This is a genomic window from Lewinella sp. (genome assembly GCF_050633125.1).
Classification (GTDB): Bacteria; Bacteroidota; Bacteroidia; order Chitinophagales; family Saprospiraceae; genus Lewinella.
Window position 1 is genome coordinate 20,711 of sequence record NZ_JBOEFX010000082.1, and the last position, 21,581, is coordinate 42,291.

Annotated in this window: 19 protein-coding genes; 8 read left to right on the forward strand and 11 right to left on the reverse strand. The window is 44.5% G+C overall.

Annotation, left to right across the window (positions count from 1 at the left end; all coding sequences use genetic code 11):
• Nucleotides 1-32: 32 nt before the first annotated feature.
• From ACRBG0_RS18190 to ACRBG0_RS18230, 9 genes are all read right to left on the reverse strand, one after another.
• Complete coding sequence (locus ACRBG0_RS18190) at nucleotides 33-707, reverse strand: T9SS type A sorting domain-containing protein (protein ID WP_431488290.1); 675 nt, start codon at nucleotides 705-707, stop codon at nucleotides 33-35.
• Nucleotides 708-845: 138 nt separating this feature from the next.
• Nucleotides 846-2,867, reverse strand: coding sequence for a T9SS type A sorting domain-containing protein (locus ACRBG0_RS18195; protein ID WP_431488291.1), 2,022 nt, complete (start codon nucleotides 2,865-2,867; stop codon nucleotides 846-848).
• A 220-nt stretch (nucleotides 2,868-3,087) separates the two neighbouring features.
• Nucleotides 3,088-3,564, reverse strand: a complete 477-nt coding sequence (locus tag ACRBG0_RS18200; protein WP_431488292.1) for a gliding motility lipoprotein GldH — start codon at nucleotides 3,562-3,564, stop codon at nucleotides 3,088-3,090.
• Between the two features lie 85 nt (nucleotides 3,565-3,649).
• Nucleotides 3,650-4,813 carry a molecular chaperone DnaJ gene (dnaJ, locus tag ACRBG0_RS18205; protein ID WP_431488293.1) on the reverse strand — a complete coding sequence of 388 codons (1,164 nt, stop codon included), beginning with the start codon at nucleotides 4,811-4,813 and terminating at the stop codon, nucleotides 3,650-3,652.
• 8 nt (nucleotides 4,814-4,821) lie between these two features.
• Nucleotides 4,822-5,388, reverse strand: coding sequence for a nucleotide exchange factor GrpE (locus tag ACRBG0_RS18210; protein ID WP_431488294.1), 567 nt, complete (start codon nucleotides 5,386-5,388; stop codon nucleotides 4,822-4,824).
• A gap of 67 nt (nucleotides 5,389-5,455) precedes the next feature.
• A complete protein-coding gene (locus ACRBG0_RS18215; protein ID WP_431488295.1) occupies nucleotides 5,456-5,995 on the reverse strand; it encodes a TlpA family protein disulfide reductase in 540 nt (179 codons plus the stop codon).
• 23 nt (nucleotides 5,996-6,018) lie between these two features.
• Complete coding sequence (gene xerD, locus ACRBG0_RS18220; protein WP_431488296.1) at nucleotides 6,019-6,936, reverse strand: site-specific tyrosine recombinase XerD; 918 nt, start codon at nucleotides 6,934-6,936, stop codon at nucleotides 6,019-6,021.
• Nucleotides 6,937-6,944: 8 nt separating this feature from the next.
• Entirely contained in the window at nucleotides 6,945-8,147 is a 1,203-nt protein-coding gene (locus ACRBG0_RS18225) for an ATP-grasp domain-containing protein (RefSeq protein ID WP_431488297.1), read from the reverse strand.
• Between the two features lie 89 nt (nucleotides 8,148-8,236).
• Complete coding sequence (locus ACRBG0_RS18230; RefSeq protein WP_431488298.1) at nucleotides 8,237-8,872, reverse strand: O-methyltransferase; 636 nt, start codon at nucleotides 8,870-8,872, stop codon at nucleotides 8,237-8,239.
• A gap of 503 nt (nucleotides 8,873-9,375) precedes the next feature.
• On the opposite strand from ACRBG0_RS18230, the gene ACRBG0_RS18235 reads away from it, so the two are divergent.
• Together ACRBG0_RS18235 and odhB are read left to right on the forward strand one after the other, a co-directional pair.
• On the forward strand, nucleotides 9,376-10,299 hold the full coding sequence (locus tag ACRBG0_RS18235; RefSeq protein WP_431488299.1) for an SdiA-regulated domain-containing protein: 924 nt from the start codon (nucleotides 9,376-9,378) through the stop codon (nucleotides 10,297-10,299).
• 107 nt (nucleotides 10,300-10,406) lie between these two features.
• Entirely contained in the window at nucleotides 10,407-11,633 is a 1,227-nt protein-coding gene (gene odhB / locus ACRBG0_RS18240; RefSeq protein WP_431488300.1) for a 2-oxoglutarate dehydrogenase complex dihydrolipoyllysine-residue succinyltransferase, read from the forward strand.
• 93 nt (nucleotides 11,634-11,726) lie between these two features.
• Here odhB and ACRBG0_RS18245 read toward each other — a convergent pair whose 3' ends face one another.
• Together ACRBG0_RS18245 and ACRBG0_RS18250 are read right to left on the reverse strand one after the other, a co-directional pair.
• Complete coding sequence (locus tag ACRBG0_RS18245) at nucleotides 11,727-12,152, reverse strand: lysozyme inhibitor LprI family protein (RefSeq protein WP_431488301.1); 426 nt, start codon at nucleotides 12,150-12,152, stop codon at nucleotides 11,727-11,729.
• Nucleotides 12,153-12,288: 136 nt separating this feature from the next.
• Nucleotides 12,289-14,037 (reverse strand): alpha/beta hydrolase-fold protein, encoded by a 1,749-nt coding sequence (locus ACRBG0_RS18250; protein WP_431488302.1) that lies wholly within the window; start codon nucleotides 14,035-14,037, stop codon nucleotides 12,289-12,291.
• A 475-nt stretch (nucleotides 14,038-14,512) separates the two neighbouring features.
• Between ACRBG0_RS18250 and ACRBG0_RS18255 the strand changes: the two genes are divergently transcribed.
• The 6 genes from ACRBG0_RS18255 (at nucleotide 14,513) to ACRBG0_RS18280 (ending at nucleotide 21,523) form a co-directional block, all read left to right on the forward strand.
• Nucleotides 14,513-15,160 (forward strand): hypothetical protein, encoded by a 648-nt coding sequence (locus tag ACRBG0_RS18255; protein ID WP_431488303.1) that lies wholly within the window; start codon nucleotides 14,513-14,515, stop codon nucleotides 15,158-15,160.
• Nucleotides 15,161-15,301: 141 nt separating this feature from the next.
• Nucleotides 15,302-16,057 (forward strand): hypothetical protein, encoded by a 756-nt coding sequence (locus tag ACRBG0_RS18260; protein WP_431488304.1) that lies wholly within the window; start codon nucleotides 15,302-15,304, stop codon nucleotides 16,055-16,057.
• A gap of 95 nt (nucleotides 16,058-16,152) precedes the next feature.
• Nucleotides 16,153-16,863: a hypothetical protein gene (locus tag ACRBG0_RS18265; RefSeq protein WP_431488305.1), complete on the forward strand. Its 711-nt coding sequence runs from the start codon at nucleotides 16,153-16,155 to the stop codon at nucleotides 16,861-16,863.
• A 321-nt stretch (nucleotides 16,864-17,184) separates the two neighbouring features.
• Nucleotides 17,185-19,851, forward strand: a complete 2,667-nt coding sequence (locus ACRBG0_RS18270) for a DNA gyrase/topoisomerase IV subunit A (protein ID WP_431488306.1) — start codon at nucleotides 17,185-17,187, stop codon at nucleotides 19,849-19,851.
• Between the two features lies 1 nt (nucleotide 19,852).
• Nucleotides 19,853-20,404, forward strand: coding sequence for an N-acetyltransferase family protein (locus tag ACRBG0_RS18275; protein ID WP_431488307.1), 552 nt, complete (start codon nucleotides 19,853-19,855; stop codon nucleotides 20,402-20,404).
• 117 nt (nucleotides 20,405-20,521) lie between these two features.
• Nucleotides 20,522-21,523, forward strand: a complete 1,002-nt coding sequence (locus tag ACRBG0_RS18280) for a sugar phosphate nucleotidyltransferase (RefSeq protein WP_431488308.1) — start codon at nucleotides 20,522-20,524, stop codon at nucleotides 21,521-21,523.
• Nucleotides 21,524-21,581: the final 58 nt, after the last annotated feature.

Genomic DNA, 21,581 nt, shown 5'->3' on the forward strand with positions numbered 1-21,581 from the left:
AAGGAGCATTTTTGTTAAGACATTAAAAGTCTTTAGAGCTTGTTTATCAGCTTGGTTACGAGCTGCTGTGCATCACGATCAATCAAACGAACCAGGTAAGTACCAGTAGGTAAGTTAGAAATATCATACCACTGTCCATCATTGTAATTAAACGATTTTACCCGACGGCCAGTGAGGCTGAACACCTCTACGCTGGCAATCTGCTTACCACCTTTAACGGAAAAGAGTCCGTTAGAAGGGTTAGGATAAACCTTGATGGTTTGGCGGCTGGCTTCCGTAGTGCTGGAAGGGCCAGTGTTAAAGTAGTACAGGTTTGACATTGTCAGTGAGCTATCATCTCTGTCTGTTACTACAATTTCTACGACGGCACTGCCATCAACACCATTGGGGTAAGCATGGATATCCATAGTGCCAGCAGTATTTGCACCAAGTACAAAATCTTCTGTTCCTACGACAGGAGAATAACACTGCACATTGTCACAAACGGCGATAGTCCACCCATCGGTTATTTCCATGGTGTTACGTACCCAGGTGAAACTACGCTGTGCATCAGCGGTATTGGACACTGTTGAATGGGCTACCCCTTCGAAATCGCTAGCTGCGATATTAGAAACGATAACCGGGCTTTCGCTGAACTCGATGTTTTGCGCTACCACAATAGAGCTTGTTAAACAGAGTGCGAGTAATAAGAGTATATTTTGCTTCATAAAATAGATGTTTTTCTATGTTATGCAAAAGTAACGTAAATACTTAGACTGTCAAAAACAAAAATCCGTCGCGTCAGCTAGCTGACGCGACGGATACCTTAGTGTATTAAACACCGTCGTTCGGAAGACTAATATTTATTAGTGCTGAACGATGAAACGGCGGTTCAATTCACGGTCAGCATTGAACATGCGCAAGAAGTACATGCCATTGCTCAATTGAGCAGCATCAATGTTGAGTTGGTTGCGACCAGCACCGTAGTTAGCAACACCTAGTTGCTGTACGCGCTGTCCGGTAGCATTGAATACTTCTACCTGCAATTGAGTAGATTCTGCCAAGGTAAAGTCAACCTTCATCATTTCCTTAACCGGGTTAGGGAAAAGGCTGATTTCAGTTACTTCAGTCAATTCTTCGGTAGCAACAAAGTTACTAACGTTGATATTGTCAAGGAACAGGTTGTTACCCCAAGCAGAGAAAGCCTTGAACTGTACATTGATCTCCTGACCAGCGTAAGCGCTTAGGTCAATTGTTTCTGTAGCCCAGTCACCAGCAGAAGGAATATAGAATGGATCAGAAGCAGGAGCTGTATTCAAGTCAGCACCAGCAGCATCCCAAACAATATCAAAGGTAGCAGCACAATCAGTAGATACCAATACTTGTAGACGGTCACCTGATACACCATCACCAGCATAGCTTGCACTAGCACGATCAAACATCAATGCAGGCGTAGTAGCGCCGGTCAAGTCAATCTTCTGGTAAGTCAAAGATGCATCATCAGCCGTAGCGCCAGCAGGGTTCCACTGATAAAAGTTGATGAAGATAGAACGATCAGACGTTCCGTAGCCACCAATAGGGCCACCGTCACCACCTGCAGGAAGATCAGCAGCAGCGTAAACAACGAAAGAGTTGCCGCCGAATTCACCTAAAGGAATACCAGGAGTTACCAAGCCCGTTTCTGGGTAGATAGCGTTGTAAGACTCATTGTCTTCTGCCAGTTCCGTACCGATTGGTGTGTCAGACAAAGAACCGTAAGAAACAGCTGCAGTAGAGTTGTTTAGACCGTTGATGTCAACACCTACACCGTCGTTTACTTCAGAAATATTGAAAGTAAGCTCGTTGTTAGATTCTGCCAAGATGATCTCGTCAAAAGTAAGTGTAGTCGTTTCACCAGGTGCCAATGTTTCAGCGTATTCAACAGTACCTACAACAGAACCATTGATCAAAGCATTTACAGTAGCCTGGGTAATGTCTACAGTACCTCCGTTTACGAATTCAACGATAGGTGTAATGGTTGCACCACACAGTCCTTGAGGATCAGCAGTAAGGTTGCCACCAAAACCAGCGTCAATTGCATTAGCAATTGCTTGAGGAGTTGTGATAGCAGACTGCCATACTTCCGTAGAGGTGTGATCCTGTACAAAAGCAACAACACTCAATTGGTTCAAGCCATAGATATAATCAGGAACTGCACCAGTGAGGGTGAAATCCATAGACATGCCTGCAGGGATAGTTGTTACCGTAGTACCATTTTCGTCTGGGTACATTTTACGCATAACATTGGTGAACTCTAGTTCGTCCGTAGATCCCGGAGGAGTAGGGAAGATTACTTCTTCTTCCAACAATGCTACGTGCAAACGGCCATCGTCCATGGTGAAATCTTCAAGGCTCTCATTGGTAATAGTAACGTTTACTGTTACTTCTGTAGCATCTTCATTGAGTTCGTGGGTCAATGTCAGACTGATAGGAGACATCAATGCAGCTTCAAAATCCAGGACTGCCTGGTTATAACCGTAAGGGCCACCTTCGTAGCCACCACCTGCGATATCCCAAGCACCGACACCGCCAGCGTAGGCATCACCAGGAGCCGTACCATTAATCCATGCGGTAGGTACACCAGTCACACCGTAGTATTCACCACGGTTGTTAATTTCTGTTGGGTTCTGCTCCTGGAAAGGATCATAACCTGGGAAGTACCACTGGTATTTGATAGATACAACATTTTCTTCGTTGGCATCTAGCAGTGCGTTGAAAGCAGGATTCTGTGCAGCACAAGGTGCACAAGAGGCATTGGTCCATTCTTCGATAAGAACGGTACGAGCGACCTGTGCTGTTAAAAAGATAGGCGCACACGCAAGTGCGATAAGTAGAAATTTACGCATCATACATTTAGATTGATAAAGTGAATATTTTCAAATTACGCGACAAAGTTAATATTTAGTCGCTACTCGGACCTTTTTACCAACACTAATTTTACTTTAGCGCAAGATAGCGGACAGAAAAAAAAGGCTCGTTTCGGAACACTTTTTGCTAAATGTTATGATCTGTATAATTATCTCATGTCTAACCAGCATCAAATCAGTAATTTAACAGGGAAGATACTGCTTAGCGAGCCCCGTCGGTTTTCTCTAAAGCAAATCGTATCGATTTGATCTCAGGGAGAGGATCGCGGCGAGAATATTGGTGAACACTCAATTGATAGGTGCCAGCTTGATTAAAATAGGCTCCCTGCTGAATAGGAATGTCTAAAGTACAGGTCTCTCCACTGCAATCTCCCAACCAGATTCCTCCTTTAGCTGATAGTTCCAACGAAACCTGTTCCGTAAGTCGTTCTCCATTAGGGAACTGAGTGATAACCTGTACGTAGAAATTTTGGTAAGGAAAAAAGGTCGTATGCTCTACCAATAAGTGGAGGTTATAAATGGTATTCGTGTCAGGGATTTCGAAAGTTGCCAGCAAGCTGTCTTCATAGGACCAACCGTTTTCTGGAATTTCCAGTGTTTGCTCATAAGCATAGTTAGGCCCACAAGCAAAAAGTCCAAGGAATCCAGCGAAAGAGAAAAGGTAGAATAGACGGTTCATACAAAGAAGATTAGTTGTTGCCGGGGAATAGAACGTAAAACTAGGAGCGCCAAGTACTTGATTCAGGTACTTGGCGCTCAAAAAATTATCCCTTAAAATAATCTCGCATCCTGTCAAAAAAGCCGCGATCACTTTTGCCAGGCTGTGGGTGGAAATTCTCTTTGGTACGGAGACTTTCCATCATTCGCTTTTCTTCGTCGGTAAGTTTTTTAGGCGTCCAGACATTTACGTGGATGAGTTGATCACCCTGGCCGTAGTCTTGAACATTACTCAATCCTTTGCCTTTGAGACGGAAAATTTTCCCGGACTGAGTGCCTGGCGGAATCTTGATCTTCACCCGCCCGTCGATAGTAGGAACTTCAACGGACGTTCCCAATGCTGCATCGGCAAAATTGAGGTAGAGATCATGAATGAGGTTCATGCCGTCTCTTTGGAGGTCGTCATGTGCTTTTTCCTCAATGTTGATGAGTAGGTCACCAGCGGGGCCGCCCATGCGACCTGCGTTGCCTTTGCCACGCATACTGAGCTGCATGCCGGCTTCCACACCCGCTGGGATAGGAATCTCAATGGTCTCCTCAGCGTACATCCGGCCGTCACCTTTACATTTGGTACAGCGATCCTTGATGGTTTGGCCGCTACCATTACATGTCGGACAGGTCGTAGTGGTCTGCATTTGTCCCAAGATGGTAGAGCGTACCTGGCGTACCATACCTGATCCGCGGCAAGTATTACAAGTGGATACCGAAGAACTGTCTTTGGCACCACTACCACCACATTGGTCACAACCAACCTGCTTCTTGACTTTTATTTTTTTGGTAACTCCTTTAGCAATCTCCTCAAGGGTTAAGGAAACTTTGATACGAAGATTACTACCCCGTTCTCCACGGCTGCGGGTAGAGGTACGTCCACCACCAAAGAAAGAACCAAAGCCTCCTCCGGTTTCACCGAAAATATCGCCAAACTGAGAGAAAATATCATCCATGGTCATGCCGCCGCCAGCAAAACCACCGCCGCCAGCACCTTGGCCCACACCAGCGTGTCCAAAGCGATCATAACGAGCACGTTTGTCCTCATCACTAAGGATCTCGTAAGCTTCGGCTGCTTCTTTGAACTTTTCTTCCGCCTCTTTATTATCAGGATTCTTGTCGGGGTGGAACTGGATCGCCAATTTGCGGTATGCCTTCTTAATGGCCGCCGCATCAGCTGACTTATCTAACCCCAGAATCTCATAGAAATCTCTCTTTGCCATCTTGCTTGTTATTTGCCAGTAACTACCTTCGCGTGACGAATAATCTTCCCTTTCAAAGTGTAACCACGTTCGATAGTGTCGACAATTTTTCCTTTCAATTCCTCTGTCGGAGCAGGGATTTCAGTGATTGCAGCGTGTAGCTCCGGGTCAAAAGGAAGGCCGGTGCTTTCCATTGGCTCGAGGCCTCGCTGCTTGAGAATAGAAAATAGTTTGTGATAAACCAGTTCGATTCCTTCCTGAAAGGCCGGAGAGTTTTTCTGATCTTCTGAAAGATGTTGTGCCCTGTCAAAATCGTCCAATACAGGCAGCAATGCTGTCATGGTGTCGCGGGCAGCGGTATTCATCAGCTCCATTCGTTCGCGAATATTGCGCTTCTTGAAGTTGTCGAACTCTGCCATCAGACGGAGATACTTGTCGCGCAATTCGTCTCGTTCTTGCATCAGCTTTGCTTCGCTGTTGTCGTTATCGCTTTGGTTATCAGTTGGTTCTGTGCTTTCTTGGTCGGTGTTTTCGGCCACGTCTTGCGCATCGTTCAACTGTTCGTCAAGCGTTTCTTTATCTTGTTTCTTACTCATTGAGTGTCGAAGTTTTTTAAACATCATACTATCAATAGCAATTACTTTGCCAAGCACGGAAGGTGCGTCATTTTGACAGCCGTTGGTCCAGTAAGCGTGCCATTTGTTCTGCCGTCATGTTTACACCAATGATTTGTCCCTGTGGGTCAATAAGATAAGAAGTAGGTACTTCGGCAATGCCATAAAGGTTAGAAATGTCTCCATTGAAAAACTTCAAACTGGTAGAGTGGTCCATAATATGATAGGGCCAGTTTAATTGATCTCTAAGGATGGCTTGCTCCCATCGACTGCTGTCTTTTTCTACGCCTATGTTGAGAACGACGAAGCCTTCTCCGTCGCTGAATTGTTGTTCGCGATAAGCATTATACAACGCTACGATACCAGGGTTTTGAGCACGACAAGGCCCACACCAGCTACCCCAAAAATCAAGCAAAACATATTTTCCTTCCAGGTCGCTGAGTGCAAAAGGACTGCCGTCACGGAGTTGGGCGGTAAAGGCCGGTGCTGGCTTGCCATTCGTGTATTTGGGTTGGAAATAAAAGTAGCGGCCGATGTAAAAAGCAGCGACCAATAACAAGGTGATGAGCCATCCATATTTCTTAATCATGAAGTCGATTTTTGATTCTCTAATTATTCCTCAATAGGACGATTGCGGGGGTGAAACTGTAAGATAGTTTCCCGCAGGAAGTCTGAATCCAGGTGCGTATAAATTTCAGTAGTCAGAATTGATTCGTGCCCCAGCATATCCTGAACAGCTCGGAGGTCTGCACCGCCTTCAATAAGGTGTGTCGCAAACGAATGACGAAAAGTATGAGGACTTACATTTTTTTCAATACCCGCTTCTTTGGCGCACTTTTTTACGATGTTGTAAACCATTATTCTGCTAAGGCTTCCGCCTCTGCGATTGAGGAAAATCAGGTGCCGGGCTTCTGGTTTGATATTGTTGAGATGTCGCCGAACCCCCTCCAGGTAAAAGCGAAGATGTTTGATGGCGTCTTCCCCGATAGGAACGAGGCGTTCTTTGTCTCCTTTGCCAATGATTTTCAGGAATCCCATTTCCCAGTAGACGTGCCGAAGGGGGAGCTGCGTCAATTCACTCACCCTTAATCCGCTAGCGTATAGCATTTCCAGCATAGCTCGGTTTCGGAGTCCGTGGTCAGTACTCAAATCAATCGTTGCCAACATCGCTTGAATTTCCTCGTAGGTAAGCACTTCGGGAATGTAGCGCCCTAGCTTTGGGCCTTCGAGCAACTCGGTGGGGTCTTTTTCTAGAATTTCTTCTGTTTGTAAATAAGTATAGAAGGTTTTAATCCCTGAGAGTATCCGTGCCTGAGATCGGATGCCAAGCTCAAGACCGTTGAGCCATTCCAGGAAGTTTTCTAATTGCTGCCGGGTTATTTTGCGAGGAGGTGTTTCGTCACTGTGTAACTCCAAGAATGTTACCAGCTTGCGAACGTCTCTTTCGTAAGCTACAATGCTGTGAGATGATAATGCTTTTTCTAAACGAAGAAAAGCTTTAAACCCGCGAATAGTGATTTCCCAGATCATGAAGGGAATTAATCGGTGGGTTTATCCGGTGCCGGTGCACTGGCATGGAATTCATTGAAAACCCGCTCGGCATAGCTGTCCAAAAGTTCAGTCACTCGCTCGCGGCTGGTAGATTGAACAATGAAACCAACGTGGTGAGGCTTGTTGATGCGCCAAACAATCTCGGGGTCTTGAAAACCACTGGTATCTGGATGCTCATACCGGGCAAGAGAAATGAGGATGCCGGCATGGTGTTTTCGTACCGTAGGTAATTCGTAGGTCTCGTCTTTAGCGACAGCCGTTTCCAGCTTGGCCCATTCTGCCCAGAGGTTAATGCCCGACGCGTATTCCACCATTTCAGCGAGGTGAGCACCACCCACGCGCGAAGAAGTCTCCAGGAAGTAGAAATGACCATCCGCGTGCGAGCGGATAAACTCGGTATGGCTGGCGCTGAATTTCATGCCAAAAGCTTTCATCACATCGCCGGTAAGTTTGCGCAACCCTTCGTCTTCAACACCTTTGTAAGGAACTGTTTGAGACCGGAAAATACCACCGCCATGAGCTACTTCAAAAGGCGTGTTGAGGTATTTGGATACCTGACAAAAGGTGATTTCGCCTTCACTAGAGATAACATCTACGTGGTAAACGTCACCGGGGAGGAATTGCTCAACGAGATAGTTGTTGCGTTTTTCGCCCAATTCATTGACAACCTTCCAGAGGTCCTCGGCAGAATGAACTTTTTTGATTCCTAAGGCACTGGCTTCTGCCCTGGGCTTTACAACCCATGGGGGGGCTACAGTAGCAGCGTATTCATTAATTTCTTCATTGTTGAACAGCGCAGAGAAAGGAGGTACAGGAATGCCTGCATCCCGAGCCTTGATGCGCATAGCCAATTTGTCTCGGAAATAGCGAGCAGTGGTTTGCCCCATTCCCGGAATTCGGAATTCTTCACGAAGATATGCCGCCTTTTCGACATCAAAATCATCTAAGGCTACGATGCGATCAACTTTGTTTTCTTGCAAAAGCCAAGCGATACCTTTGCGCATTTCCTCGTAATTCTTTGGCGTATTGGCATCGTCTTCTAAATAGAAAACATCCTTGAGGGATGCTCTGGGCCAAGGACTGTCTTCCAATGATTTTTTGGTCAACAAATACACTGTATTACCAGCGGCGGCACATGCTTCTAGAAAGCGGGTACCTTTAAAATAAAAAGAAATACAAAGAAAGGTCATAGCAAAAGGAGTTTGACAAGAAAGGAAAGATAGGTCATATTCCCGGGAATTGCCAAACTTCAAAGGAAGGAAAAAGCCATTTTTTTAATCTATTTGCGTTGCGCCATCATTAAGCCATCGCGAAGGGGAAGGATCAGGTTGTGGAAACGTTCATCTGCGAGTACTTTCTTGTTGAAAGCATCTAGCGTTTGGGTATCCTGGTCGGTTGCTCCGCTGACTACTTTACCACTCCAAAGAACGTTGTCTGCCAGAATAATTCCGCCGGGGTTGATACGATCAGCAAGGGCGTCGAAGTATTGGTCGTATTCACGTTTGTTGGCATCAAGAAATACCAAGTCGAAGTTGCCAGAGATAGTAGGAATAATGAGTTTGGCATCGCCTTGATGAACGGTTACTTTTTCATCCAGTGCAGCAGCAGTAAGGTGCTTCTTGATGAGGTAGACGATCTCGGGGTTGCCTTCAATGGTGTGTAAATGCCCGGCGGGGAGTAGACCTTCGGCCAGGCAATGTGCGCCGTAGCCTGTAAAAGTACCTACTTCAAGGATCTGTTGAGGGCGCATTATTCGACTTAGCATGGCTAAAAAACGCCCTTGCAAAGCACCCGATAACATCTGAGGAGCCAGCGTCTTGAGGTGGGTCTCCCGCTCAAGTGCAACCAAAGTAGCCGGTGGTGGTGAAGAATGCCGCTGACAATATTGGTGAATTTCTCTTATCCATTGATTCATGACTCAAAGATAACAGGCTCAGCTTATTTTCTGCGCAATGATTAGGAACAGCACGGAAATAAATTGAGTTGTCGTTTTTCAAAAAGTTGGCTAAGCGGTTCAATTTAAGCGTGTCAACTATTTGGAAGACCACAAAGACGGCTCAGCTTATTTTCTGCGCAATGATTATTGCGTATTGCGGAAAAAACGGGTAATTACCCATCTGTAAATAAGTGTGACAATAATTATGGTAAGCATGATTTTTTATAGCTAGAGCGAAAAAATGTTCTTGGGAAAGTTCAAAACAATGGTTTGACGACTTTAGAACGCATAAAGTCACTCAAATGTTAGTGTACTCAAACGTTAAAGTTGCTATATTGGTATAGTTGTTAATGTTTATTCTTTAAACGGCCTTGTTTTCGTGCTGTTTCTCATTTTGAATTCGTACTAATTGGCCGTTTTTTTCGTTTTATGCGAGGCGAATTGAAATCATAGCTTGTTGCTTAACCAAATACCAAAAGTGCATGACCCCGAAGCATTTGTTTATCCTTTTTATATGCTGTTTTTTTGTCACCGTATCCTTCAGTCAGGAGCATCATAATCATGCAGATCCTTATGATTGGGATAATCCTGCACAAAGTTTTTCACTGGACGAAAGGCTAGTGGAAATCTCGGGGCTATCCGTTGAACCGACGGAAACTTATCTATTGGCTGTACAGGATGAGTTGGGAGAGTTGTTTGTATTGGATAAAATGACTGGGCGAATTGTTCAGCAAATTCCCTTCTGGAAAGAAGGTGATTATGAAGGGGTAGAACAGGTCGGGTCTACGGTTTATGTTGTAAAAAGCACGGGAACTATTTATGAAATAGCTCACGCTGGTACGAGTGAGCAGACGGTAGTAAAATACAACGGCTTTTTAACGGGAGATAATGATATCGAAGGCTTGAGTTATTGGCCGGCGCGTAATCAGTTATTGTTGGCGTGTAAAGCACAACCAGGAGGAGAACTAGACCCCAACCGTTATAAAGCCATCTATGCTTTTGATTTAGAAACGAAAAGCTTTCTTACGGAACCTTTGTTGTTATTAGATCGCGAAGCTGTGAGCGCCTACCTCAAGGATTGTAAGCCTGGGCCAGACCACCATAAGTTATGTGATATTTTTGATCCAGAGAAAGCAGATTTTGACCTGAGTCCGGCAGCACTGGCAGTTCATCCTTTAACGGATAATTTTTACCTTACTTCATCGAAAGGAAACCTCTTAATCGTTATCAATAGCGCTGGCGAAATTCTTCATATTGATAAGTTGCCCAAAGCATTACACCGCCAACCTGAAGGCTTGTGTTTTGACCTTGCTGGCAACCTTTATATTTCTAATGAACAAAAAAAAGACACACCTCCGGTAATTCATTATTACCTTTATGATCCAAATCGCACTACGGAGCGTTAATTAAGAGACCGTACAAAAATCTGGTACTACAAATTTATCAGGGTTAGATTTTGTATTCTCAATCAAAGGCCGCAAGTTTGCGCATTAATTAGACTGATTTCCACCTCATGAGTATCGTAGAAATGAAAGTCCCCGTTATTGGGGAATCCATCACAGAAGTAACCCTTTCTCAATGGCTCAAAGCCGACGGAGCATACGTTGCACTTGACGAACCCATCTGTGAGTTCGAATCTGATAAAGCTACCCTCGAGTTTCCTGCAGAAGCTGCGGGTAAGCTCATTCATGTAGCTGCCGAAGAGGAGGATCTCGAGATTGGAGCACTGGTTGCCAAAATTGATACCAGTGTTGCTGCTCCAGAAGGTGGAAGTGGAGGCACTGCTCCTGCTAAGGAAGAAGCCCCCGCTAAGAAAGAAGAAGCACCGGCACCGGCTGCAGCCTCTAATTCTTACGCCAAAGGGCATCCAAGCCCTGCTGCGAATAAGATCCTGGCGGAAAAAAATATCGCTGCCGAAAACGTTCAAGGTACTGGCCGTGACGGAAGAATAACGAAAGCCGACGCTGATAAAGCTACCGCTCCTGCACCCAAGGCTCCAGCGGCGGCGGCTCCCGCACCCGCTCCGCGTGCTGATTTCAGCAGAGAAGAGTCTCGCAAGAAAATGAGCCGTATGCGGCGCACTATCGCCACTCGCCTCACCAAAGCGAAGAACGAAACGGCGATGCTTACCACCTTCAATGAAGTAGACCTCACCAATGTGATGGCTCTTCGCAAGCAGGTTCAGGAGAAATTTGTCGAAAAGTATGGCGTTAAGCTAGGCTTCATGTCTTTATTCTCTAAAGCTTGTGCTAAAGCACTGATGGAAAAGCCTGACGTGAACGCCTTTATCGACGATAACGAGCTGGTATACCACGATTACGCAGATATCTCCATCGCAATTTCTACTCCTACCGGATTGGTTGTACCTCCCGTTAAAAATGTAGAATCGCTGAACTTTGCTGAAATCGAATTAGAAATTAAGCGCCTGGCTGGCCGCGCCCGTAACGGCGAACTGACCCTGGACGAAATGCAGGGAGGAACCTTCGCGATTACCAATGGTGGTGTCTTTGGTTCTTTACTGAGCACGCCTATTGTAAATGCGCCACAATCGGCTATTTTAGGGATGCACGGCATCTTCAATCGCCCAATGGCCATCAACGGAGAAGTAAAGATTCGTCCGATGATGTACCTGGCACTGTCTTACGATCATCGCGTAATCGATGGTAGTACTTCGGTAACCTTCCTCGTACGCGTGAAGGAACTCTTGGAGAATCCTAATTTGTTATTGCTGGATGTATAAACAGTAAAAGGAATTAGATAATAGATAAGCGAAGGGCCAAGCGTAGAGAATACGTTTGGCCCTTTTCTTTTGGATATGCTTACTTGGTGCTTTTTATTCCTCTCTCAATAAAAAGTCCAATTCGTCTTTCCGTATACGGGTTATTTGCAGCATGTGGTTGAGATAAATGATGCCCAACAAGTGGCCGCGATAACCATCCGCAGCGGAATGGCTATGCCGGCGGCGGTGCATTACCCACGCTTGTTGGTAGATGATAATTTCCTGCCGCAAGGAGTCGCCCTCCTGCTGCTCAAGCAGCTTCGTAAATTGAGCATTCATTGCGGCATCAGCCTCCTGAAAAGCTAAGTTTAAACAAATACGATGACTAAGGTTGTCGCCCGGAGTGCTGTCACAGTTTATCCTCTGTGCATAAGGCAGCTCCATGTAACTCATCTTACTGAGGCGGTACACATCCGTAGTATCCTGCCCAGCAACCACGCTAGTATATAAAAGCACCAGTAAGAAAGGCCAATAACGCATAGTATCTCTTTTGATAAAAATAACCTCTTATTATAAAGTCGGAAGTGGGAAGTCTGAATTGGGAATTGATAGGTCAAACGTAATTGAGATTGTTCAACAAACTATCGAACCAACAACCATCTAACCAGCAACCACATCAATACCTCCAAGACCTAACATCCGCCCCTTGTGGCGCAATCTTTGGCATGTCTTCTTTTACCCATTTGGGGATAAACATCTGATGGTAACGCAAGCGGCTGATGGCATTTGGCTGGGTAGGGTCACCATTCCAGCAATGCTCGGCACGGTCGCCGTAATCTACCTCGCCGTCGTAGTAGGGAGCGGTAGTTTCTTCGAGAATTTCTTCTGCCAGATAGACGGCATTGTTGAGGTAGTAATTATCCATGTCGCCACAGTAGATGTGTACTTTACCAGTTAGTTTCGGCCCCAGCGTTGCCCAATCGCGTTTCATAATATAGGCAAGGTCGTAGTTTTCTTTCCAGAATTCAGCGACTTCGGGGTTAATTTCGCCGGTGATTTTGTCCCAGATGCGTTGGGGGTAACCATCGTCGCCTACCGGACTGTAAACAGCTTCCCAGATATCCCACTGCTGGCCGGAACGGCTATGAGTGCCGAGTACAAGCTCACGTTGATTCATTTCCCGTAAGGTACTATGCACATTTCCGAGGTAATCGCGGTGGCCAGGGACTTCCGTCGTTTTGTAATCACTTTGTAGGAAATAAGCATTTTTGTCTTCATAGATATTGGTCAAACAAAAAGCCCTAAAGTCAATGGGGTCCGGACAAGCAGCGTAGCAGGTACCATAATCGTCAGGATAGAGGACCTGCGCAGCTAGCGCTTCCCAGCCACCGGTAGATCCTCCGTAGAGGAAGCGTGCCCAACCTTCGCCAATACCACGAAACTGCTCTTCAATATAGGGGATCAACTCCCTGGTAATCGCATCCCCATAAGGACCAAGGTTTTCTGAATTGACGGCATAGCTGTCATCATAATAAGGATTGGCGTGCTGAATTTCGATGGCGATAACCCGAGGGAAATCATCACCTGTCCAGGATTCATAAAAAGCGTATTGTTCTTGCTCTACGATGTGGTTGTAACAATCGAGCTGAAAACGTTCGCTGTATTCGCAGGGCGTAGAAGTATCAGGAGGAGTTGTGCGCCAGCCTCCAAAATCGGATGGGAAATGCCCGTGCATAATGGCCAGTGGGTACTTTACATCTGGATGTTCGGCCCAGCCTTTTGGCAGCAACACATGAGCACCGAGATACATGTCACGCCCCCAGAATTCACTCAGAAGCTCAGAGCGTATTTTGATGTGCTTGATCCATTCGGTGTCCTCTGGCGGCGTTATTTCGGCAATCGCTTGGTCGAAGGTCAGTTGGTGGGTCTTGCCTGCTGTGATGCTCATTTTTGTGGGCGTACTGAGGAGGTTTCCAGGGGCTCGGTTCCATTGCTGGCCTTCGCCGCGATCCATGGGGAGCTTTACGGTGTGGCCATCGCTGCGGGTGAAGGTCTCGTACTTGTGGAGCAATACCTGTACGCGGTAATCACCTTCTTGTATATCTGCCAGGTTGGCCAAGGGATAGCCAGGCGTGTCGGGCGTGAAAGTGAGGGTGCTGCCAGGCTCCCAGCCTTCCACATCCATCCCGAAAGCCAGCTGGGTTTCAGGGCCATCAGAAATCTGAAAGCGAGGCTCACCTTCCTCCTCTGTGGAGAGCATGACCAACAAACGCCCATCCAGTGCTTGGTCGGCCAACTCAGCCGGGAGGGTCACCTCAAAGGAGGGTAGGGTAGCGGTGCTTTCCTCTGCAGGGGGAGTTGAGGTACAACTCCAATGGCCGAAGGCCAGGGCGGTCAGTAACGTAAACAAGTATGGCTTTTGCATGGCATTGTTTTTATTCTCTGATGAGTTTTGTATTCCCAAGATAGGGCAAGAACTGCGTATTCGCGGGATTTTATCACATAGAGGTGCATAGAATGTTTGTGAAAGAAAAGGATATGTTTATGTGATGAAGTTAATCCAGATGCCTTTTTTATCACATAGTCACAATAGGTTTTCACATAGACACATAGGTTTTTGTTTGTGGGAGAGGTAATAAGAGCTTGACAACACACACATATATTTAAGCCCCCTCTTCTATGTGGCTATGTGATAAAATGTACTCGCTATATGTCTATGTGATAAAAAAGATTCCCCTCTGAAAAGTGACAGTTGATTTGTTTCTACCTATTTGTAATCAAAAAAATTACATTGTGTTATTTTAACATTTTTTGGTTGACAAAGTCGAAGAAATAGCGTATTTTGAAAAAGATTTGAGAAAACACACCAGCGGCCAGACGCGACCAAAAACCTGTCTTCTATGATTACTTTTCTGAAAAAACTCTTTGAAAACGGTGCTTCGCCAGAAGAAGAAAACGAAACGGGTAGCTTTCACTTTTCAGGAATCAAAACCTGTGACACCTTTGGGCGGGCACTATCCAGTTATTTGGAACAGTTTCCTTCTGCCGAATTAAACAAGGTACTTCCTGCGCTCTTTGAGTTGGGCCGTAGTTCTCATCCGGTGGATGATTGGCACCAGTTTAAGAAATTCGCACACTGGCCCCAGCACGATCATAATCTGCGCAATATCCTCGATGATTGGTGGCATGTATTGCAGACGGTCATCACGCAGGCGCGGCATACCTCTCGCAATGGGCATCCTGTGTCGGCAGATTGTTGTCCGCTACTTCGTTACCACTTGCCATTAGCGCGGGCCATCGTTTGGCTCCAGATTCATCATCAGGGCAAGCGGATGATGCCAGATATGCTGCCTTTTATGGTTGATTGCCTCGCGCAGTACCCTTACTGTCCAGAGATTACGCAACAGTTGGCCCAAAGCACGGCCAATATGTTGGTAAAAGAAGACTATTTTCCACGGTGGCAGCAAAGAATTACGTACCAGTATCCAGAACTTATGCGCGGTAGGATTGGCCAAAGGATGAAGCAGGGGATGCGGCAGGCGTCGTAGGGTGGGAAGGTATTAGAAAGTAAAGTGAGCGATTGTATGAAATCGCTTGATTGAAAATTATAGACTGAATTCTTACTTTTGGGTAAACGATTTTGCTTAGCGCTTAAAAATGAATGTTTTTCGAAAAGAAATAAGTAATTGATGAATAAACTCTTAGTTGCACTTCCCCTGCTTTTTAGTTTGTGTAATATTGGAAACGCTCAAGAATTTCACCTTTTACAATTTGATAACCCTTGCGATTACATAGAGGATTTGTTAGAAGAGGGTTTTTATACTGCTGATTTGATGACGGGGTCATTGGGCAAAGAAAGACAGGGTGAGTTGCTTCAAAAGATGTTTTCTCATGTTCAGGATAATTATGATTGGTATGTGGATTTTGTGAAAGAATCGAAGAATGGATTTCCAGATAAATATGATAGTAAACTCGGTTTAACGCCTGAAGAATTTTTGGAGTTAAAAGGGCTTATTGATAACTATAAAATGTCATCAGAAGGTACATTTACCTTTGAAGTATCAAAAAGTAATAGGAAAATAAAGTTCTATACAACAGGAGGGCCGGGAGGATTTGCAGATATTCAAATTGATCTGGATAAGGAAGTAGTTAGGTTCGCACAATATGAAATGCAGTTAAGTGATACTGTTTTCGTGGAAAATGCAGAAAACAGAATTGGGAGTAAATGGGAAGGTGTTCAATTTAGTTATGTTTATCCTGAAGGTATTAGTATGGACAATTTGGCCAAAATGCTTGAAGAAGAGGAGATAATCAAAGTATACAGATTGACTATTGGTGAATTGATCCCCTCCTCACAAGTTTACTTGTCAATAAAAGGCATTGAACTTGAAAATGGATTAAAAAAAGGAGAGTTTACGTTTCCTATATTCTTAACAAAGAGATAGTTAAGAGTGCATGATTAGACGCTACATTTTTAGCCTTGTTTTATTATTGCTAACTATCGTGNNTTGGATTGGACCTTTATGTAAAATAAAGACAGATGACATTTTCCTTATTGATTTTCCTACAAACAGTATTAATAGGTCAGTTTAGTGCCGTTGAAGAAATGGTTGATAAATGCGATGATTTTCCGAGTTTAATCATTTCAATTCAAGATGAACTAGAAGGCACGTTTATTGAATATGGAAATGTTAATAGAGAAATAGGTTTTGGATGTTCAGAAAAGAACATCTCTTTTCAGTTAGATGAGAATGATTATTACTATAATCTAAAAGCGTTAGTTGAGAATGACAGAATTTTAGCGATTAAAATGATTTATCGTAATCATGAAAACTTGCTAATTAAGGATAGGGCTGCTATACGGAATTACTTGAAAGCGCATAATACTTTATTCAAAACATCAAAAAGAATAAAGGATATAGAAAAAGAGTTTTTTGATACGCATATGTTTAGCAGCGGATGTGGGTTTTCTGGAGAGCCTACTAAAGAATGGATTGAAATGGAAGATATGTGCTCTGGAAATAAATATGAGAGCCTATGGAATTTCATGTCGTCAACGAATATGGATATCCAAGCATATGGCCTAATAGGTATTTTGAGGCTCAATAAAGACGGATTCAAAATACCTGAATATGATCTAGAAATAATTGAAAGAATAGTTAATAGAAACTCGGATGTCCTTACTTGTATGGGGTGTTCGCCTGGGGAAGTGTTTCGGCTTAGTGATTTAATATCCTTCTATGTGAGATAGCGATATTACACGACTAACCTGTAACCTGCTCCTGTTAGTTTCCTAACTAACAGACTGTATCCCGCTCGTCTCCCGACGAGCAGCAGCAAGACGACCTTATTTCAAACCACCATATTCAATAACCTCTTTTACTCGTCTTCCAATAAAAAACACAATGGTTTATTTGAAATAAATTTTTTGTTTTAAAAACAAGATTTTCGTACTTTTGCTGAGAATATTTATCTTCGAGCTTTTTAAGCATTTTGTCAGTTCTAGGCAGCGCCTTTAGGCTATCTGTTGAGAGTTGAAGAATGAGATTGAAGTCAGGACTAAAATAATAGGATGAGCCAAGCGCAGGACCCCAATAAAGACGATCGCAGACCACCGGGTGATGAGGACAATATTGTTACCCTGAAAGGAATGTATCAGGATTATTTTCTGGATTATGCCAGTTATGTAATTCTTGAACGTGCGGTACCTGCAGTATTGGACGGTCTAAAGCCGGTACAACGCCGTATTCTGCACGCGATGAAGCAGATGGACGATGGCCGTTATCACAAGGTTGCCAACATCATTGGCCAAACCATGCAGTACCACCCTCACGGTGATGCCGCCATTGGTGATGCACTTGTGAACCTTGGGCAAAAAGACCTGCTTATTGACCCGCAGGGGAACTGGGGCGATTCCCGCACTGGTGACCGGGCAGCAGCTTCTCGTTATATCGAGGCACGTCTGACCAAGTTTGCGCTCGAAGTGGTCTTTAATCCGCAAACGACGGATTGGCAGTTCTCTTATGATGGCCGTAAAAAAGAACCTATCCACTTGCCGGTGAAATTTCCGTTGGTGCTGAGCCAGGGTGCAGAAGGTATTGCGGTAGGTTTGAGTACGAAAATCTTGCCCCACAACTTTAACGAGCTGATCAAAGCCTCTATTAAAATACTGGAAGGCAAGCGCGTTAAGATTTATCCTGATTTTGAGACCGGCGGTATGATCGATGTTACCGATTATCAAGGCGGTAAACGAGGCGGCAAAGTGAAGGTGCGTTGCCGGATTGAAAAGGTGGATAACAAGAACCTGGTTATCCGTGAATTGCCCTTTGGTATCACCACTACTTCTCTGATTGACAGCATCATTAAAGCCAACGATAAGGGCAAAATAAAAATCAAGAAGGTCGTTGATAATACGGCTGCTGAAGTTGAAATAGCTATTGAGTTGGCTACGGGCGTATCACCGGACCTTACGATTGATGCCCTTTATGCCTTTAGCTATTGCGAGATGTCGATTTCTCCCAATGCTTGTGTTATTATCGACGATAAGCCGCACTTCCTTACGGTGGAAGAAATGCTTTATATCTCTACCGAAAACACCAAGGGCTTACTACGCAAAGAGTTGGAAATTCGGCAAAAAGAGCTGGAGGAAAAACTCCACTTTGCTAGTCTGGAAAAAATCTTCATCGAGCAGCGTGTTTACCGCGATATCGAAGAAGCCGAAACCTGGGAGGCAGTACTAGAGCTTATTGATAAAGGATTGCGAAAATACATTCGGGTGCCCGGCGAAAAAGTGGGCCCTAAGGATGATCGCCTGCTGTTGATTCGCGACATCACCGAAGACGATATTGTTCGCCTGACGGAAATAAAGATCAAGCGAATTTCTAAGTTCAATACTTTCAAGGCTGATGAACTTATTGCTAAGCTTGAAGAAGAACTCAAGCAAGTAAAGCATGATTTGGCTCACCTTACGGAGTATGCAATTGCCTTTTTTGAGCACTTGTTAGCCAAGTATGGCAAAGACCAAAACCGGAAGACGGAAATTACCACCTTTGATAAGGTGCAGCCAGCACAGGTAGTGGTAAACAATGCCAAGCTTTATGCCGATTTGAAGGAAGGTTTCGTGGGTATGGGATTGAAGAAAGATACTTTCATTACCGACTGTTCGGACATTGATGACGTCATTGTTTTCCGTCGTGACGGCAAATTCATGGTAACCAGGATTGATGATAAAACCTTCGTAGGTAAAGACCTTCTTCATGTTGATGTTTGGAAGAAAGGTGATGATCGAACTACGTACAATTTAGTTTACGTAGATGCGAAAACGGGCCGTTCGATGATCAAGCGCTTTAATGTAACCGCTATTACCCGAGATCGGGAATATGATCTGACGACGGGGCATAAGCTCAACAAAGTACTTTACTTCAGTGCTAATCCGAATGGCGAAGCAGAGGTGATCAACGTACAGCTTACGCAAAATGCCAAGGCAAGAATCAAGAATTTTGACGTTGATTTTGGAGAAATAGATATCAAAGGACGTGGCTCAAAGGGCAATATCATGACCCGCTACGGGGTGCGTAAGATTACGCTCAAAGAAGTAGGGAAATCTACGCTGGGTGCTATGAAAATGTGGATGGATAATGTGAGTGGCCGACTCAATACCGACGAACGCGGCCTTTACCTAGGAGCTTTCGATACCGGTGATCAGTTGATGGCACTTTATACCGATGGTTCGTACGAATTGATGGACCTGGATATCAACAAGCGTTTTGAACCCAAGGAGCTGTTTTTCTTAGGGAAATACCATGAGGATATGGTGATTAGCGCCGTTTACTACGAAGGAGAGCGTAAGTGGACCGTAGTCAAACGCTTTAAAGTAGAGACATCGAGTACTGGGCAGCGTTTCCCTTATATTACGGAGCATAATCAGTCGAAGCTCTTTTATGCGAGCGCCGCTGAACAGCCTGTTCTTCCATACAGCATTCGAACCAAAGAAGGCAAGGAAGATAAATCGATAAATTTGGCCGAGTTTATTGACGTAAAAGGATGGAAATCTGTTGGCAATAAGTTGGAAGATGTGAAGATCAGTCTCTCTAAAAAATTACTGGAGACACAAGGGCCTCCTTTGGCGAAAGCAAAGGAATCTAAAGTAAAAGAAGAAAGTAAGGGGAGCAAAAAGTTATCTGCTGGAGATAGTATCGAATTTGATCTAGACGAAAATGGGCAGGCCAAAATGTTCTAGTATGGTCGAATATACATCTGCTCGGAATGATCACGATTTGGAGGGCATACTCGCGCTTCAATCCATAAACCTCCCAGGGAGTATCAGTCCAGAGGAAGCACTGGAACAGGGCTTCTTGACTGTGGTTCATGAAATGGATTTATTGCGGGATATGAACCATCCTTTTGCGCATACCGTGGCAAAAGCAGGTGATGATGTAGTTGGTTATGCGCTCTCGATGACAGAAGATTTTAAAGAACGTGTCCCTGTTCTAGTTCCTTTTATAGAAAGAATTCATGAAATGGAATGGCAAAGCCAGCCAGTGGCATCGTTTCGTTATATTTTGATGGGGCAAGTTTGTGTGGCTAGAAAATACCGTGGGCAAGGTGTTTTTAAAGGTCTTTACCAGAAAATGCAGGAGCGGATGGCACCTCATTTTGATCTAATTCTAACCGAAATATCTGAACGCAATACCCGTTCAATACGTGCCCATGAGAAGGTAGGTTTTGTGGAGATGACCCGCTATCAGGCGCCTGATGGAGAGCATTGGGTTGTCGTAGGTTTGGAGTGCTAAACAGTTGCAGTGGATTGAGGCCATGTCTAACACGAGGTGGTTTTTAAATGCAAATTTCGATTCTAATTCAATTAATGCTTACCTTGTCAACTTACTAAATTTTTAATCTGTTCCCTTATGAAAGCTGTCATTCCCGTTGCGGGAGCAGGAAAACGCCTGAGACCTCTCACTTATACCCAACCCAAGCCACTGATTCCAGTAGCAGGGAAGCCTATTATTTCTTTTATTGTAGACCAATTGTTGGGAGCAGGGGTTGAAGAATTTATCTTCATCGTTGGTTACCTAGGTGAGAAAATTGAAAGTTATATTCAGGACAAATACCCTGATTTAGAAGCCACATTTGTTACACAGACGGATCGCCTGGGCTCTGGCCATGCCCTCTGGATTGCACGTGAGCATTTCGCTGATGCAGAAGAAATCATTATCTTTTTTGGAGATGTGATTATTGATGCCAAGATTGAAGAAATCGTTCATAATAAGCATTCCTGCCTGGCAGTAAAGAAGGTCGCTGATCCACGCCAGTTTGGTGTTGTTGAACTGAGAGGTAGCCAAAAAGTACATCGTTTGGTAGAAAAACCCCGTATACCGAGGTCAGACTTGGCTATGGTTGGCATTTACAAAATCAAGGAAGTACCACTATTGATCGATGCGCTGTCTTTCAATATCAGTAGAGAAATAAAAACCAATGAGCAGTTTCCGCTGACGGATGCTCTGATGCGGATGTTGGAAAAAGACGTTCATTTCGATATCTATCCTGTAGATAATTGGTTTGACTGTGGGCAGCGTCAAGTACTATTAGAAACAAATGCCATCTTCTTGGATAGAGAAGGCTTCGCCTCGGAGGATATCCCAAATCTTGAGAATTCGATCATCATCCATCCCGTAAGTATCGGTAAAGATTGCCGTATCTCTAACAGCATCATAGGCCCTCACGTGACGGTAGGCTCCAATGTGATGATCAATAATGCTATCCTCAAAGAATCGATTATTGGTAATTACACCAGTATAAAAGAGGTTATTCTTCAACGTTCAGTGGTAGGTAATGATACGTCGATCACTGGTTTACGCCAGAGTTTGAACATTGGTGATAATACGGAGATTGATTTTAGTAACGGGTAGGAGGTAAGGCTTCGCCTCACTGTAATAGATACTTAGTATAGGGTAAAGGGGCTTTGGT